Raw genomic sequence first — 14346 nt, forward strand, 5'->3', positions numbered from 1 at the left:
CAAGAGATGCAAGTTAGCGAAGCCGTAGCCACCCGCCGGTCAGTGAGGGAATATCTGGATAAGCCGGTAGACAAAGCGGTTCTGGAACATATCCTTGCCAAGGCCCAGAATGCGCCATCGGGTGGCAATACCCAGCCATGGAATGCTATTGTCGCAACGGGTACGCCATTGCAGAAATTGCTCGATAGCGTGGCAGAAGTGCTGCCCCAGGGGCCGGCCGCGCACAAACCCGAATATCATGTCTACCCGCCCGAATTGGACGGGGCCTATAAGGAACGCCGCTTTGGTGTCGGCGAAGCGATGTATGCCGCGCTCGATATTCCGCGCGACAACAAGATGGCGCGACTGATGTGGTTTGCGAAGAATTTCCGCGCCTTTGACGCTCCTGTTTTGATGCTGATCCATACCCCGCGCTACATGGGTCCGCCGCAATGGTCGGATATCGGCATGTGGCTGCAGACGGTTGCGCTGTTGCTGCGCGAAGAGGGGCTGGACTGCTGCTTTCAAGAGGCATGGGCGATCTACACCCCGCAGATTCGTCAATGTTTTGCGATCCCGGATGACCATATCTTTTTCTGCGGGATGGCGATCGGTTATCGTGATCCCAATGCGCCGGTGAACAATTTCCCGGTTCCGCGGGCACCCTTGGAAGAAGCGATCAGTTGGGAAGGCTTTTGAAACGACAGGCGCCCAGGCGCAGGCCGGGACCACCATAAGTCTAACCTTCGATGATGGTCGAACCACCCGCCGCCTCGGCCTGCGGCGGGTTGACGTGGTTCTTGACCTCTCCCGCATCCTGAGCCATCGCCCGGGCCATGACCGACCTGAAACTCTTTAACAGCCTGACCCGAAGCCTCGAAGTCTTCGAGCCCGTCCACCCCGGCGAGGCACGCGTCTATAGCTGCGGGCCGACGGTCTACAATTATCCGCATATCGGCAATATGCGCGCCTATGTCTTTGCCGACACGCTGGGCCGCGTGCTGAGCTATAAGGGTTACAAGCTTACCCATGTCATCAACATCACCGATGTCGGTCACCTGACCGATGATGCTGATGCCGGTGAGGACAAGATGGAAAAGATGGCGGCAGAAAAGGCGCAATCGATCTGGGACATCGCCCGCCACTATACCGAAGCCTATTGGGCCGATGTAAAAGCATTGAACATCCGCCAACCGGCCAAATGGTCGATCGCCACCGATTATGTGCCGCAAATGATCGAATTTGCGAAAAGCATCGCCGACAAGCATTGTTACGAACTCGATAGCGGGCTCTATTTCGATACCTCCACCGTCGCGCGCTATGGCGCACTTGCCCGTGCGCAAACTGACGAGGGAGAAGGAAGGATCGAGGCCGTCGAGGGCAAGCGCCATGCCGCCGATTTTGCGATCTGGCGCAAGACCCCCACGGGCGAAAACCGTCAGATGGAATGGGACAGCCCATGGGGCCGCGGCGCGCCGGGATGGCATTTGGAATGCTCGGTGATGTCAGGTGACCTGCTTGGATTTCCATTCGACATCCACACTGGCGGCATCGACCATCGCGAAATTCACCATCCGAACGAGATTGCACAGAACCAGGCACGCACCTGTTCTGACCATAGCGGTGCCCACTTCTGGATGCACAACAACTTCCTCGTTGAACGCACTGGGAAGATGAGCAAAAGTGCAGGCGAATTCCTGCGCGTGCAGCTTCTCATCGAAAAGGGATTTCATCCCCTCGCCTATCGCCTGATGTGCCTGCAGGCGCATTATCGCAGCGAACTGGAGTTCAGCTGGGATGGGCTGCAGGCGGCCTTCACACGGTTGAAGCGCATGGTGATGGCAGTCGCGCCTTTGAAGGACGCGGTCTCCGCATCCGAAGTCACCGACCAACGGCTGACCGGGTTGTTTGCACGTTTTGATGCAGCAGTATCGGACGATCTCAATACCGCCATCGCCCTTACTGCGCTGGAAGAAGCGATCGCGCTAAAGAAGATAGACTTGGGGCAAAAGCTGCTTGCCATCGCGCAGATGGATGCGGTGCTCGGGCTCGATCTGCTAAAGGTAAAACGCGCCGACCTGCGCGTGCGTCCCAAATCCGCCATCATCAGTGAAGCCGAAATCGAAGCCGCGCTTGCCGCACGTAAGGAGGCGCGCGCCAGCAAGGATTTTGCCGCTTCGGATGCCATTCGCGACGATCTGATCGCCAAAGGCGTCGAAGTAATGGACGGCGACCCGCTCGGCTGGGATTGGAAGATCGAGGTTTGACAGCACCACAATGCCCGCTAACATAGTTGCATGTTGCAACTGATTTCTTGGATGGTACTTGCTGCCATTCACGCACTCCCCGCGCTGGCACTATTTCGTCCATCCATGATCGGTCGGCTTTATGGCGTAGCGGGCGATAATCCCTTATTCCTCTTGCTCCACCACCGGGCCGCGTTGTTTCTGGTGATCTTCGTCCTTTGCATTTGGGCAGCATTTGATCCTGCCAGTCGACGGCCAGTGAGCGTGGGTGCGGCGATCAGCATGTTGTCATTCCTGATGCTCTACTGGTCGACTGGCTCTCCTGCCTCGTTGAAGAGCATTGCCATTGCAGACCTTGCGGGTATGCCGTTCCTCATCTTTGTAGCTTGGAAAGCCTTTACCGCATGAGCAAAGTAAAGTTTGTCGCAGCCAGCCTGATCCGTCCGATGATCGAGGCACATTTGCCCGATTGGGTTGAACCGCACTGGTTCATGACCAAAGACGAGGCGTTGGCGCTCGCTCCTCTGGCCGAAATCGGCTGGTTCGACATGTATGACAAACAGGATATGGCGGCGATCATCACCGCTGCAACCAACCTCAAATGGCTCAACAGCATCTATGCCGGTGTCGACGGCATGCCATTGTCCGCGCTGAAAAAGCGCGGGACCAAGGTAACCAATGGTGCCGGGATTAATGCAATCACCATTGCTGAATATGTGGTGATGGGCATGCTGACTATCGCCAAAGGCTACCGCGACGTGATGCGTGCGCAGGAACGGCACGAATGGCTGATCGATTCGCCCGGCAAGGTCGAACTTTACGGATCGAAGGCGTTGCTTCTCGGTTATGGCGCAATCGGCAAACTCATCGACGAGCGGCTAAAGGCATTCAATGTCGATGTCACCGTCGTCCGCCGCACACCGGGGCCGGACAGCCTTGCCCCGGACGCTTGGCGCGCGCGGCTGGGCGAGTTTGATTGGGTTATTCTGGCCGTCCCTGCGACGGCCGAAACCGAAGAGATGATCGGCGCTGACGAACTGGCAGCGATGAAGCAATCGGCGGTGCTGGTAAACATCGCGCGCGGATCGGTCATCGATCAGGATACTCTGGTGAAGGCGCTTCAGGAAAAGCAGATAGGCGCTGCATTTCTGGACGTAACGACCCCCGAACCGCTGCCCGCCGAACACCCGCTATGGAGCCTCGACAATTGCCATGTGACGATGCACCTTTCGGGCCGCGCACAGGACAAGATGTTCGCCCGATCGGCTCAGCGTTTCCTGGAAAATCTGCGGCGCTATCACAAGGGCGAGCGACTTGAACCGCTGGTCAACCTCGATCTGGGATATTGAAAATGAGCGACGAGGACTATGTCTATGACGAGGACAGCGGCGAATGGATCAGCGCCGCCGAAGCTCGGGAGAAAGCCGCAACGGCCGGCCAGGTCGAGGTGCGCGATGCCGTGGGTAATTTGCTCGCCGATGGTGATCAGGTAACGCTGATCAAGGATCTCGAAGTCAAGGGTGCCGGCCAGACGCTGAAACGTGGAACATTGATCAAATCGATCCGCCTGACTGGTGATGCACAGGAAATTGATTGCCGTTATGACGGGATCAAGGGCCTTGTCCTGCGCGCCGAATTTGTCCGTAAACGCTGAATAAAGGACCAGCCATGCCGCATAACCCCGCCGAAATCTGGCACAAGGTTGCCTTGTCCCGCGACCCGAATACGATCTCCGCGACGCTCCATGATGATTGCGTTTTTGAAAGCCCGGTCGTGCACACGCCGCAAGTGGGCAAGGCAATCACATCCCAATATCTCGCTGCAGCCGGGTTTACGCTTGGCAATGACAGCTTTCGTTATGTCGGCGAATGGCATCGGGAAAACAGCGCGATCCTGGAGTTCACAGCCGAGATAGACGGGATCAAGATCAACGGCATCGACATGATTAGCTGCGACGATGATGGCCTGATTACCCATTTCAAGGTGATGGTCCGCCCGTTAAAGGCGGTGAACATGCTGCATCAGAAAATGGGCGAGATGCTGGAAAAGATGAAAGGCGGCTGACGCCCCTTTGCTGATTTTTCGTTCAATTCGCGGTTGAAAATTTTGAACTAAGCGTTTACTCCGAGCTCGAATCCGGGCCCCTCTGGCGCATGCGGCGGCATGCGTGATGTCGGATTTCTCATCCGAAAGCGCAAACGCGGCGCAACCTCTGCCGGATTTTCCTCTGAAAAATCGGTGGATTGGAAATATTGGGGCCTGATTCATGGACTTCCTTTTTGATTCGTTTCTTGGAACGCCGGTCTGGTTCTGGCTGGCATTCCTCGGCATCGTCGTCGTGCTGACGGCGTTTGACCTGGGCTTCCTGCACAAGGAAGACAAGGAAATGGGTATTGCCGAAAGCCTGAAATTGTCGGCTTTCTACATCAGCATTGCCCTCGCCTTCGGCATCTGGGTCTGGCTCCAAAAGGGAGCAGATCTGGGCATGAAATATTACACCGGCTTCTTCATCGAAAAGGCTCTGTCGATCGACAATGTCTTCGTGATCAGCCTGATCTTCACCTATTTCGCGATCCCTGCGAAATATCAGTATCGCGCGCTGCTGTGGGGCATCATCGCAGTCATTGTGCTTCGCGGCATCATGATCGCGCTGGGCGCAGCACTGGTAGAGCAATTCTACTGGACGCTTTACATCTTCGCCGTTTTCCTTGTGGGCACGGGCATCAAGATGCTCGTCAAGGGCGAGCAGGAGATGGACGTCGCAAACAACCCCGTAGTGCGTTTCGCGAACAAGCATTTCCGTGTCACCAAAGAGCTGCACGGTCAGAAATTCCTTGTGAAGGTACAGGATGAAAAGACCGGCAAGATGGTCCGTGCGATGACGCCGTTGCTGCTCGCGCTGATCGTTATCAACATCGCCGATCTAATCTTCGCAGTGGACAGCGTGCCGGCGATCTTCGCGATTACCACCGACACCTTCATCGTCTATACGTCGAACATCATGGCGATCCTCGGCCTGCGCGCGCTCTATTTCGCGCTCGCCGCGATGGTGCACCGGTTCCACTATCTGCAATTCGCGCTCGCGTTGGTACTAATCTTCATCGGCTCGAAAATCTTCATATCCGACTTCCTGATGGGCGGCGCCAAATTCCCGCCGGTGCTCAGCCTTGCTGTCACCTTTGGCCTGATCCTCGGCGGCATTCTCTATTCGCTCTGGAAGACCAAGGGCGAAAACACCACAACGCCGTCTCATTAAGGAGCAACCGATTATGTCAATCAATGCCATCTTTCTGTTCGCGCCATCCGAAACGGCGGATACCACCAAAGGACCGGCAGCTTTTGCGATCAGCCTCGCAAAGGCACATGATGCCCATCTGACCATCTTTACGGTGGCATTGGATGTTACAACACCGGGACGGCAGAGCGATGCCGATTCAGTCGCAGCAGCACTGACCGCGGCAGCAATGGCGGCTTCGGTGCAGTTTACGTTGGTGACCGAGCATTCGCATGCCATCGGCATCCATGAGGTTGTAGCTGAACACGCCCGACTGCATGATATTAGTGTGATCGGCACCAATAGCGATGGCCTATTGAGCGAACGGACCCTTGCCGAACATGTGATGTTTGAAAGCGGTCGTCCGCTGATCGTTGTGCCGCAATCCTATGCCGTGCCTTATCAGCCCAGCACGATTGCTGCCGCATGGGACAACGGTGCACCTGCTGCCCGGGCATTGGGCGACGCGATCACGCTGTTCGCCCCCAAGACAATCGCATTACTCGCCATTGAAGGCGAAAAGCCGATGCCAACCGACATCGACCATGACCGTCTCGCGATGCTGACCTCCCGCCGCGGCACCGATGCCTCGTTCAAGGTCGCGCCTCTCGGCAATCGCAGCATCGGTGGTGCGTTACAGGCAGAAGCGGTCGCATCAGGCGCCGGCATGTTGGCAATGGGCGCATATGGCCATTCCCGCCTGCGCCGCTTTGTTCTTGGTAGCGCCACAGGCGACATATTGAAGAATTGCCAAATGCCGATCCTCCTCTCCCATTAAGCGATCGGCGATAAACCAAAACGTACCGCAGTACGCATCTTGCCCCGTTCCTTAGCCGGAACGGGGTTTTTCTTTGCACTCGCCAACAAATAAAGGCTTGTCTGTTGCTGGCCGCCTCCCCAAATGGCGAGCATGATCATTGAAACCGAACTGACGCCCAACCCGGCGACCATCAAATTCCTTCCCGGCCGTTTCGTAATGGAAAGCGGCACGCGCGATTTTGCCGATCCCGAAGAGGCAGAGGCGTCCCCGCTGGCTCAAGCCCTGTTCGGACTGGGCGATGTATCTGGCGTATTTTTCGGCAAGGATTTTGTCTCGGTTACTGCAGCCCCCGGTGTCAATTGGTCCGATCTGAAGCCCGATGTGCTCTCAGTGTTGCTGGATCATTTCTCGGCCGACATGCCGCTTTTCCATGCGCCGCGCGCGGGCTTTTCGGTCCCCGCAGCCGACACAGAATATCCGCTCGATGATCCCGCCGATGCCGAGATTGTCGACCAGATCAAGGAATTGATCGAAACCCGCGTACGTCCCGCTGTCGCCAATGATGGCGGCGATATTGTCTATCGCGGGTTCCAGCGCGGCGTTGTTTTCCTGCAGATGCAGGGTGCCTGCTCGGGCTGCCCGTCTTCATCCGCCACCTTGAAAAACGGCATCGAACAACTGCTTAAACATTATGTGCCCGAAGTGACTGAAGTCCGCGCGGCCTGACACTCAGATAAAACGGGGGTAATATGCCAATCAATGCACCGCTCGACACTGCAGCGCTCGACCAGCTTTTTCGTAATGCGCGCAGCTATAACGGTTATCTCGACACGCCGGTTTCCAATGCGCAGTTGGATGCCGTCTGGGAATTGATGAAATATGGCCCGACGTCGGCCAACTGCCTGCCCGCGCGGATCATCTGGTGCGTCAGCGAAGAGGCGAAGCAGAAGCTTGCTGCGCTCACCATGCCAGCCAATGGCGAAAAGATACTCTCTGCACCCGCCACAGCAATCATCGGCATGGATCTGGAATTTTATGAAAATCTGCCGGAGCTTTTCCCGCATACCGACGCGCGGAGCTGGTTTGTGGGCAATGATGCGTTGATCGAAAAGACCGCTTTCCGCAATAGCAGCCTGCAGGGCGGTTACTTCATCCTTGCCGCTCGCGCGCTTGGTTTGGATACTGGGCCGATGTCGGGTTTCGATAATGATGCAGTAGATGCGGCCTTTTTTGCCGGTTCGACAATCAAGTCGAACTTCATTTCAACCGTCGGCTATGGCGATCCGGCAACGATTTTCGATCGCAGCCCGCGCCCCGCATTTGACCGCTTTAACAAGATCGTCTGATCGGCTACCCGCCCCTGCGTGAAACGTCTGGTTATAGATACAGCGACGCAGGCCTGTTCGGTTGCGCTATTTGACGATGATGTCTGCGTGGCCGCCCAGCATGAGGTGATCGGCCGCGGCCATGCCGAACGGCTGGTGCCGATGATTGCCGGCCTGCCGGACAAGGGACGCGCGCAGTCGATTTGTGTAAATGTCGGTCCGGGCAGCTTTACCGGGATCAGGGTCGGCATTTCTGCCGCCCGCGCACTCGCACTGGCATGGCAGGCTGAATGCTTTGGCTATGGCTGCCTCGATCTCGTGGCGGCGATGGCCCGTTCCTCTCGCCCGGAAATTGGCGCGTTAGACGTTGTGATGATTGGCGGGCATGGCGAGTATTTCGTCGCATCATATGGTGCAGGGCAAAGCTATAATGCTGCCGTCGCATCACTGCCGATAGAGATTGCCGTTCAGCAATTGCGTGCCCCTGTCATTGCAGGGGATGCAGCCGCAGCCTTTGTCGAAGCACGCGGCTGGGGTGAAGCGTTACCGGTCTTTCCGGATGCGAAATATTGGCCGTTCATCGCCCAGGCCAGTGCGTTACCGCCAACACCGCGTTACGGCCGCGGGGCCGATGCCAAACTGCCCGGGGGGGGCGCGCCTTGATCGACGTGATAAAGGGCGATGGCCGCGACGTAGCCACGATTATGCCGGTGATGTCTGCGGCGTTTGATGCCAGTTATGGGGAAGCGTGGACAGCCGCCCAGTGCCTATCCCTGCTGACGATGCCGGGCAGTTCTCTTTATCTTGCACGAATTGATAATGATCTGGCGGGGTTTGCGCTGACGCGCTGGGTCGCAGATGAAGAAGAATTGTTGCTGATCGCCGTTCATCCCGACTGGCAATGCAACGGTATTGCTTCTGCACTGATCGAAAATATCAAGGCGACTGCGCGCAATGCAGGACGGCGTACAATCTTCCTTGAAGTTCGGGCAAACAACTCTGCCTTTCACTTTTACTGCCGAAATGGTTTTGAGCAGATTGGTGTGCGAACCGGCTATTATCTCGGCGCCAATGGAGCCCGATACGATGCCATTTCTATGAAATTTCAAATTTGAAATGACTTGTTTGATTTCTTTTAAGGAAATTTAGTAGAGGTATAGACAATTTCTACATTGAAGTTTTTAGCAAAATACGCTTTACTCGGTCTGCTGTATAAAAACAAACGGGTATGGGAGTATTACAATGACCGATGCAATCGACGGCAATAATGAGATGCTGATCACCTTGACGGCTGATATTGTTGCCGCGCATGTCAGCAATAATAGTGTGTCAGTTGGCGATTTACCGGCACTTATCGCAAATGTACATGGTGCGCTTGCCGGGCTTGGTGAGCCGGCTGCCATAGCAGCAACGCCGCTGGAACCGGCAGTTCCTGTCAGGAGTTCGGTCAAGCGCGATTACATTGTCTGCCTTGAAGATGGCAAGAAATTGAAAATGCTGAAGCGTCACCTGATGACGCATTATGGCATGACACCTGATGACTATCGCGCGAAATGGGGCCTTGCTGCCGATTATCCGATGGTCGCGCCGGCTTATGCTGAGCAGCGCCGCGATCTGGCAAAGGCCATCGGTCTGGGCCGGGCACCGGGATCGGGCCGGAAAAAGAAAGTCAAATAAGCTTCGGCGCATCGAACGAAACATGGCCGGCCCCTCGGGTCCGGCCATTTTCTTTTGGCCAATTGCTTTAATTGACGAATCCGCAGGCGACACTAAATACCGGCATATGGAAACTCGGATCGATCTAGAGGCACTTTGCCAAGAACGCGGCCTTCGCATCACCGACCAGCGTCGGGTCATCGCGCGCGTCATATCGGATGCCGACGATCACCCGGACGTCGAAGAACTGTATCGCCGTGCATCCGCGATCGACCCGAAGATTAGCATCGCGACGGTTTACCGTACCGTTCGCCTGTTCGAAGAGGCTGGCATCCTTGATCGCCATGATTTTGGCGATGGCCGCGCCCGCTATGAGGCATCGCCAGAAGCGCATCATGATCATCTGATCGATGTCGAAACCGGCAAGGTAATCGAATTTGTCGATCCGGAGCTTGAGGCGTTGCAAAAGCAAATTGCCGAAAAACTCGGCTATCGCCTCGTTGATCACCGCATGGAACTTTATGGCGTTGCAATCAGCCGCGACGATTGAGCGACGCAACCCGCTGGCCTTCATTTTCGGCCAATTGATGCTGCTGTCGCGGCTAATGCTGATGATCGCATCGCTGATTGTCGGACTTTTGCTGCACAATATCTGGCGACTATTACGCCAGCCATCGCCCTGGCCGCGTCTTTTCCTGCTGTCGATCAGTTGGACAGCCGGCATTGCGACGGCAACGCGCGGGCGACGCTTGCGCAGCAACGTGTTCTACGCTGCCAATCATCATAGCTGGCTCGACATTCCGGTCATGTCGGGCGTCACGGGCTGCACCTTCGTCGCTAATGACGGCATCGAAAAATGGCCGCTGATCGGATGGCTGTGCAAGATCAACAACACGATATTTGTCAGCCGCGAAAACCGGTTGAGCGTCGGCGGACAGGTCGATGAACTGCGCGAAGCCATGGGCGGCGCCCAGCCAGTGACAATTTTCCCGGAAGGTACGACGCATGACGGCTCAGGCCTGTTGCCGTTCAAGCCATCGCTGTTCGCCGCGCTGGTGCCCCCGCCGACGGCGATGCTTGTGCAGCCGGTATTCCTGACCTACGGCCCACACACTCGGCGCATGTCCTGGGTGGGCGAGGAAGGCATTATCGACAATTTTCTGCGGGTGATGTCTTACATAATGCCGGTCACGGCAACGCTGCATTTCCTCGAACCATTCGACCCCGCCCATTATGCCGACCGCAAGGCGATCGCGGCGGAGGTGCGCCATCGCATTTCCGAAGCAATGCAGGCTGGCGACCATTACCGGCGCGAGATATAGCGCCCGTCTATGAGCAACGAGTCGCCCAAGACCTTCACCATCAAAAATTACGGTTGCCAGATGAACGTCTATGACGGCGATCGGATGGCTGAACTTTTATCGGCGCAAGGCATGTCGGCCGCCGCCGACAAAGCCAATGCAGATCTGGTAGTGCTGAACACCTGCCATATCCGTGAAAAGGCGGCCGAAAAGGTGTATTCCGAAATCGGGCGCCTGCGCCGGCGCGATGGTTCGTCGCCAATGATCGCGGTGGCCGGTTGTGTTGCCCAGGCCGAGGGTTCGGAAATCAGCCGCCGTGCACGCGAGGTCGACATTGTTGTCGGACCGCAAGCCTATCACAAGCTACCAGAAATGGTCGCGTCGGTTGCGCGCGGCGAGAATGTGGTCGATCTTGACCTGCCCGGCCTCGACAAGTTCGATGTCCTGCCGAAACGCCGTAAAACGGGTGCGGCCACGTTTTTGACAGTGCAGGAAGGTTGCGACAAATTCTGCACCTATTGCGTCGTGCCTTACACACGCGGCGCCGAAATCAGTCGCGGCTTTGCCGAACTGATCGATGAAGCCAAGGCGCTGGTCGATGCAGGCGCAAAGGAAATCACTTTGCTGGGGCAAAATGTGAATGCCTGGCGCGATGGCGAACAGGATCTCGGAACACTCATCCGCGCGCTTGACCAGATCGATGGGCTTGCCCGTATCCGTTACACCACCAGCCACCCTAACGACATGACGGACGGCCTGATCGCGGCGCATGCCGAGGTCGAGAAACTGATGCCCTATCTGCATTTGCCGGTGCAGGCGGGAAATGATCGCATATTGAAGGCGATGAATCGCAGCCACAGCCGCGACAGCTATTTGCGCATCCTCGACAAGGTGCGCGCCGTACGTCCGGATATCGCCTTGTCAGGTGACTTCATCGTTGGGTTCCCGGGTGAAACCGATGCCGAATTTGAAGACACTTTGAGCATCGTTCGCGAGGCGCGCTATGCCCATGCCTTCAGCTTCAAATATAGTCCGCGCCCCGGTACGCCTGCGGCAACAATGGACGAACAGGTCGCACCCGAAGTCGCAGATGAACGGCTGCAACGGCTGCAGGCGCTTATCAATGAGCAGCAAACCGCATTCAACAGGGATACTGTCGGCAAGCGGACCAGCGTGCTGTTGGAAAAACCGGGCAAACTCGACGGTCAATTGATCGGCCGATCGCCTTGGCTACAATCTGTGCATATCTTGGCGCAAGGGCTTTCCATCGGTGATATTGTCGAGGTAGACATAGTTGACGCGGGGCCCCTGAGTCTGAAAGGCGAAATTACCATGCGAGCAGCAGCCTGAATGGCGAAAAAGGCACAGGCCCAACCCGGCGACATGTCGCGGCTGGAAATCACATTTGACCGGCCGCATCTGATCAACACGATCTTCGGCGAATTTGACCGCAATCTGGTCGCCATAGAAAACCGGTTGGGCGTCTATATCTCGGCGCGTGGCAACCGTGTTCAGATCGAAGGCGAAGCCAGCGCAATCGCAAGGGCGCGCGATGTGCTGAACGACATTTACACCCGCGTTGCCCGAAGCGAGGAAATTGACCCTGAAGCTGTGCAAGCGATTATCTCGATGAGTGCAGAACCCACGCTCGACGGCATTGTCCGCAAGGATGACAATAGCGCGCCGATCATGATCCGGACGCGCAAGAAAACGCTCGTCCCGCGCTCGGCAACGCAAATCCCCTATATGGAGGCGCTGGCCCGCGACGAGATCATCTTCGCGCTTGGCCCTGCAGGAACCGGTAAAACCTATCTGGCCGTCGCCCAGGCCGTCGCCATGCTGATCACCGGCGCGGTCGACCGGTTGATCCTGTCACGCCCCGCCGTGGAAGCCGGTGAGCGACTGGGTTTCCTTCCCGGCGATATGAAGGAAAAAGTCGATCCCTATCTGCGCCCGATTTACGACGCGCTTTATGATTGTCTGCCTGCCGAGCAGGTGGAACGGCGGATCGCCAGCGGCGAGATTGAGATTGCTCCGCTGGCCTTCATGCGCGGTCGCACGCTGGCCAATGCATTCATCATTCTGGACGAGGCGCAGAATACCACGCCTGCACAGATGAAAATGTTCCTCACCCGTTTTGGCATGGAAAGCCGGATGGTGATCTGCGGCGATCCCAAACAGGTCGATCTACCCGGGGGGGCAACCTTTTCCGGCTTGAACGACGCGGTCCAGCGGCTTGAAGGCGTCGACGGCATTTCGACGATCCGTTTCAATTCCGCCGATGTCGTTCGCCACCCGCTAGTTGGCCGTATCGTTGATGCCTATGAGGGCACGGATGGTTGAGGTCGAACTCGACCATAGCGACGAATGGGGTGATGGAACGGATTGGCAGGCAATTGCCGATGCCGCAGTCGCTGCGGCCTTCGCCTTTTCCTCGCATGGCAACTTGGCGAACGCAGCATTTTCCCTTTCGCTGAGCATCAACCTTTCGGTTGATGAAGAAGTGCACACATTGAACAGCCAGTGGCGTGGAAAGGACAAGCCGACAAACGTCCTCAGCTTCCCAATGCTGGATGCCGACGAAATGGCCGCCCTTGCCTTTACCGACGATGGAGAGGTGCTTTTGGGCGACATGATCCTTGCGCATGGCGTATGCGTGCGCGAGGCAGCGGAAAAAGGCATCTTCTTGGCAGATCATGTAACGCACCTGATTGTTCATGGCACGCTGCACCTGCTTGGCTATGACCATATCGATGATGCTGAGGCCGATCATATGGAAGCGATTGAGATAAAAGCGCTTGCGTCGCTTGGCCTTGCCAATCCATATAGCACGGATTGAAAACAATCTGGAGGCGGCAAAGCCAATCTGATGCCGGAGGGCGACAGTTTTACCGGGTCGAAAACACGATCCGATGACAATGGCGAAGGCCGATTATGGAAGCGCATCAGAGCGCTGATCTGGCGTCGGAACAATGAGCCTACGCTGCGCGAGCAGCTTGAAGAGAAAATTTCCGAACATGAAGAGGATGTCGAGGAAGGCGTAGAAGCCGAGGAAGACGGAGACCTGTCTGCCCCGGAGCGCGAGATGCTGCGCAACCTGCTGCATTTCTCCGAAAACCGCGTCGATGACGTGATGGTGCCGCGAAGCGATATTCTCGGTCTACGGGAAAACGCCAGTTTTGATGAAGCCGTGGCCGCTTTTGCCGAGCATGGCCATAGCCGGATGCCGGTATACAAGGACACGCTGGACAACATCACGGGCATGATCCACGTGAAAGATATCTTTGCAGTGCTGGCCGAAGGCAAGGAAAAGCCCGACAGCCTTGAGCCATTCATCCGCCAGCCACGCTATGTTCCGCAAAGCATGGGTGTGGTCGAACTGCTTGATGAAATGCGCAGGACGCGAACGCATCTTGCCATAGTGATCGATGAATATTCGGGCACCGAAGGTCTTGTGACCATCGAAGATCTTGTCGAGGAAATCGTCGGCGAGATCGAAGATGAACATGACGACGAACCCGAGGACATGTTTGCAGAGACTTCACCCGGCATATGGGAAGCAGATGCCCGCGCCGAACTTGATGACTTGGCCGACGAACTTGACGCCAAATTGTCCGAGGTGGACGAGGATGTAGACACGATCGGTGGCCTTGCCTTTGTTATAGCCGGCCAGGTGCCAGCGGTCGGCGATGTGCTTGTACATGGGGAAAGCGGCTGGAAGATCGAAATCGTCGATGGCGACGAACGGCGCGTCACCCGTGTGCGGCTCTATCGGCCGGAAGTGATCGGAGAAGCGGCGGGTTGA

At 56.6% G+C, this 14346-nt stretch carries 19 protein-coding genes; all 19 read left to right on the forward strand.

The genetic code is table 11. The annotated features are described in order from the left end of the window. Positions 1–6 precede the first annotated feature (6 nt). Positions 7–678 carry a nitroreductase gene (locus RSE16_13200; GenBank protein WRH75648.1) on the forward strand — a complete coding sequence of 224 codons (672 nt, stop codon included), beginning with the start codon at positions 7–9 and terminating at the stop codon, positions 676–678. Between the two features lie 137 nt (positions 679–815). Further along, positions 816–2246, forward strand: coding sequence for a cysteine--tRNA ligase (cysS, locus tag RSE16_13205; GenBank protein ID WRH75649.1), 1431 nt, complete (start codon positions 816–818; stop codon positions 2244–2246). Positions 2247–2276: 30 nt separating this feature from the next. Then, positions 2277–2633: a hypothetical protein gene (locus RSE16_13210; GenBank protein ID WRH75650.1), complete on the forward strand. Its 357-nt coding sequence runs from the start codon at positions 2277–2279 to the stop codon at positions 2631–2633. Then, entirely contained in the window at positions 2630–3574 is a 945-nt protein-coding gene (locus RSE16_13215; GenBank protein ID WRH75651.1) for a D-2-hydroxyacid dehydrogenase, read from the forward strand. The genes RSE16_13210 and RSE16_13215 overlap by 4 nt, the downstream gene beginning before the upstream one ends. 2 nt (positions 3575–3576) lie before the next feature. Further along, the gene (locus RSE16_13220; protein WRH75652.1) at positions 3577–3879 is read left to right on the forward strand and encodes an alkylphosphonate utilization protein; all 303 of its coding nucleotides are present in this window, start codon (positions 3577–3579) and stop codon (positions 3877–3879) included. A 14-nt stretch (positions 3880–3893) separates the two neighbouring features. Continuing rightward, positions 3894–4289: a nuclear transport factor 2 family protein gene (locus RSE16_13225; GenBank protein WRH75653.1), complete on the forward strand. Its 396-nt coding sequence runs from the start codon at positions 3894–3896 to the stop codon at positions 4287–4289. A gap of 202 nt (positions 4290–4491) precedes the next feature. Then, positions 4492–5481 carry a TerC family protein gene (locus RSE16_13230; GenBank protein ID WRH75654.1) on the forward strand — a complete coding sequence of 330 codons (990 nt, stop codon included), beginning with the start codon at positions 4492–4494 and terminating at the stop codon, positions 5479–5481. Between the two features lie 13 nt (positions 5482–5494). After that, positions 5495–6277 carry a universal stress protein gene (locus RSE16_13235; protein ID WRH75655.1) on the forward strand — a complete coding sequence of 261 codons (783 nt, stop codon included), beginning with the start codon at positions 5495–5497 and terminating at the stop codon, positions 6275–6277. Between the two features lie 132 nt (positions 6278–6409). Next, positions 6410–6985 carry a NifU family protein gene (locus RSE16_13240; protein ID WRH75656.1) on the forward strand — a complete coding sequence of 192 codons (576 nt, stop codon included), beginning with the start codon at positions 6410–6412 and terminating at the stop codon, positions 6983–6985. A 29-nt stretch (positions 6986–7014) separates the two neighbouring features. Beyond that, positions 7015–7605, forward strand: coding sequence for a malonic semialdehyde reductase (locus RSE16_13245; GenBank protein ID WRH77362.1), 591 nt, complete (start codon positions 7015–7017; stop codon positions 7603–7605). An 18-nt stretch (positions 7606–7623) separates the two neighbouring features. After that, positions 7624–8247 (forward strand): tRNA (adenosine(37)-N6)-threonylcarbamoyltransferase complex dimerization subunit type 1 TsaB, encoded by a 624-nt coding sequence (gene tsaB / locus RSE16_13250; protein ID WRH75657.1) that lies wholly within the window; start codon positions 7624–7626, stop codon positions 8245–8247. 5 nt (positions 8248–8252) lie between these two features. Then, positions 8253–8699 carry a ribosomal protein S18-alanine N-acetyltransferase gene (gene rimI / locus RSE16_13255; GenBank protein ID WRH77363.1) on the forward strand — a complete coding sequence of 149 codons (447 nt, stop codon included), beginning with the start codon at positions 8253–8255 and terminating at the stop codon, positions 8697–8699. A gap of 127 nt (positions 8700–8826) precedes the next feature. Then, the gene (locus tag RSE16_13260) at positions 8827–9261 is read left to right on the forward strand and encodes a MucR family transcriptional regulator (protein WRH75658.1); all 435 of its coding nucleotides are present in this window, start codon (positions 8827–8829) and stop codon (positions 9259–9261) included. Positions 9262–9367: 106 nt separating this feature from the next. Continuing rightward, on the forward strand, positions 9368–9790 hold the full coding sequence (locus RSE16_13265; protein ID WRH75659.1) for a Fur family transcriptional regulator: 423 nt from the start codon (positions 9368–9370) through the stop codon (positions 9788–9790). Next, positions 9762–10562, forward strand: coding sequence for a lysophospholipid acyltransferase family protein (locus tag RSE16_13270; protein ID WRH75660.1), 801 nt, complete (start codon positions 9762–9764; stop codon positions 10560–10562). The genes RSE16_13265 and RSE16_13270 overlap by 29 nt, the downstream gene beginning before the upstream one ends. Positions 10563–10571: 9 nt before the next feature. Continuing rightward, entirely contained in the window at positions 10572–11891 is a 1320-nt protein-coding gene (gene miaB / locus RSE16_13275) for a tRNA (N6-isopentenyl adenosine(37)-C2)-methylthiotransferase MiaB (GenBank protein ID WRH75661.1), read from the forward strand. Continuing rightward, the gene (locus tag RSE16_13280) at positions 11892–12884 is read left to right on the forward strand and encodes a PhoH family protein (protein WRH75662.1); all 993 of its coding nucleotides are present in this window, start codon (positions 11892–11894) and stop codon (positions 12882–12884) included. Beyond that, positions 12877–13380, forward strand: a complete 504-nt coding sequence (gene ybeY / locus RSE16_13285) for an rRNA maturation RNase YbeY (protein WRH75663.1) — start codon at positions 12877–12879, stop codon at positions 13378–13380. Before RSE16_13280 ends, ybeY begins: the two co-directional genes overlap by 8 nt. A 30-nt stretch (positions 13381–13410) precedes the next feature. Continuing rightward, positions 13411–14346, forward strand: coding sequence for a hemolysin family protein (locus tag RSE16_13290; protein ID WRH75664.1), 936 nt, complete (start codon positions 13411–13413; stop codon positions 14344–14346).

It is taken from the genome of Sphingobium sp., assembly GCA_035196065.1.
GTDB lineage: Bacteria > Pseudomonadota > Alphaproteobacteria > Sphingomonadales > Sphingomonadaceae > Sphingorhabdus_B > Sphingorhabdus_B rara.

Excerpts from the sequence above, each read along its gene's own strand:
- RSE16_13200 (WRH75648.1), top strand. The coding sequence starts at position 7 with ATGCAAGTTAGCGAAGCCGTAGCCACCCGCCGGTCAGTGAGGGAATAT.
- RSE16_13210 (WRH75650.1), top strand. The coding sequence starts at position 2,277 with ATGTTGCAACTGATTTCTTGGATGGTACTTGCTGCCATTCACGCACTC.
- miaB (WRH75661.1), top strand. The coding sequence starts at position 10,572 with ATGAGCAACGAGTCGCCCAAGACCTTCACCATCAAAAATTACGGTTGC.
- ybeY (WRH75663.1), top strand. The coding sequence starts at position 12,877 with ATGGTTGAGGTCGAACTCGACCATAGCGACGAATGGGGTGATGGAACG.
- RSE16_13220 (WRH75652.1), top strand. The coding sequence starts at position 3,577 with ATGAGCGACGAGGACTATGTCTATGACGAGGACAGCGGCGAATGGATC.
- RSE16_13290 (WRH75664.1), top strand. The coding sequence starts at position 13,411 with ATGCCGGAGGGCGACAGTTTTACCGGGTCGAAAACACGATCCGATGAC.
- RSE16_13215 (WRH75651.1), top strand. The coding sequence starts at position 2,630 with ATGAGCAAAGTAAAGTTTGTCGCAGCCAGCCTGATCCGTCCGATGATC.
- RSE16_13225 (WRH75653.1), top strand. The coding sequence starts at position 3,894 with ATGCCGCATAACCCCGCCGAAATCTGGCACAAGGTTGCCTTGTCCCGC.
- RSE16_13270 (WRH75660.1), top strand. The coding sequence starts at position 9,762 with ATGGCGTTGCAATCAGCCGCGACGATTGAGCGACGCAACCCGCTGGCC.
- RSE16_13280 (WRH75662.1), top strand. The coding sequence starts at position 11,892 with ATGGCGAAAAAGGCACAGGCCCAACCCGGCGACATGTCGCGGCTGGAA.
- RSE16_13240 (WRH75656.1), top strand. The coding sequence starts at position 6,410 with ATGATCATTGAAACCGAACTGACGCCCAACCCGGCGACCATCAAATTC.
- cysS (WRH75649.1), top strand. The coding sequence starts at position 816 with ATGACCGACCTGAAACTCTTTAACAGCCTGACCCGAAGCCTCGAAGTC.
- RSE16_13235 (WRH75655.1), top strand. The coding sequence starts at position 5,495 with ATGTCAATCAATGCCATCTTTCTGTTCGCGCCATCCGAAACGGCGGAT.
- RSE16_13260 (WRH75658.1), top strand. The coding sequence starts at position 8,827 with ATGACCGATGCAATCGACGGCAATAATGAGATGCTGATCACCTTGACG.
- RSE16_13265 (WRH75659.1), top strand. The coding sequence starts at position 9,368 with ATGGAAACTCGGATCGATCTAGAGGCACTTTGCCAAGAACGCGGCCTT.
- RSE16_13230 (WRH75654.1), top strand. The coding sequence starts at position 4,492 with ATGGACTTCCTTTTTGATTCGTTTCTTGGAACGCCGGTCTGGTTCTGG.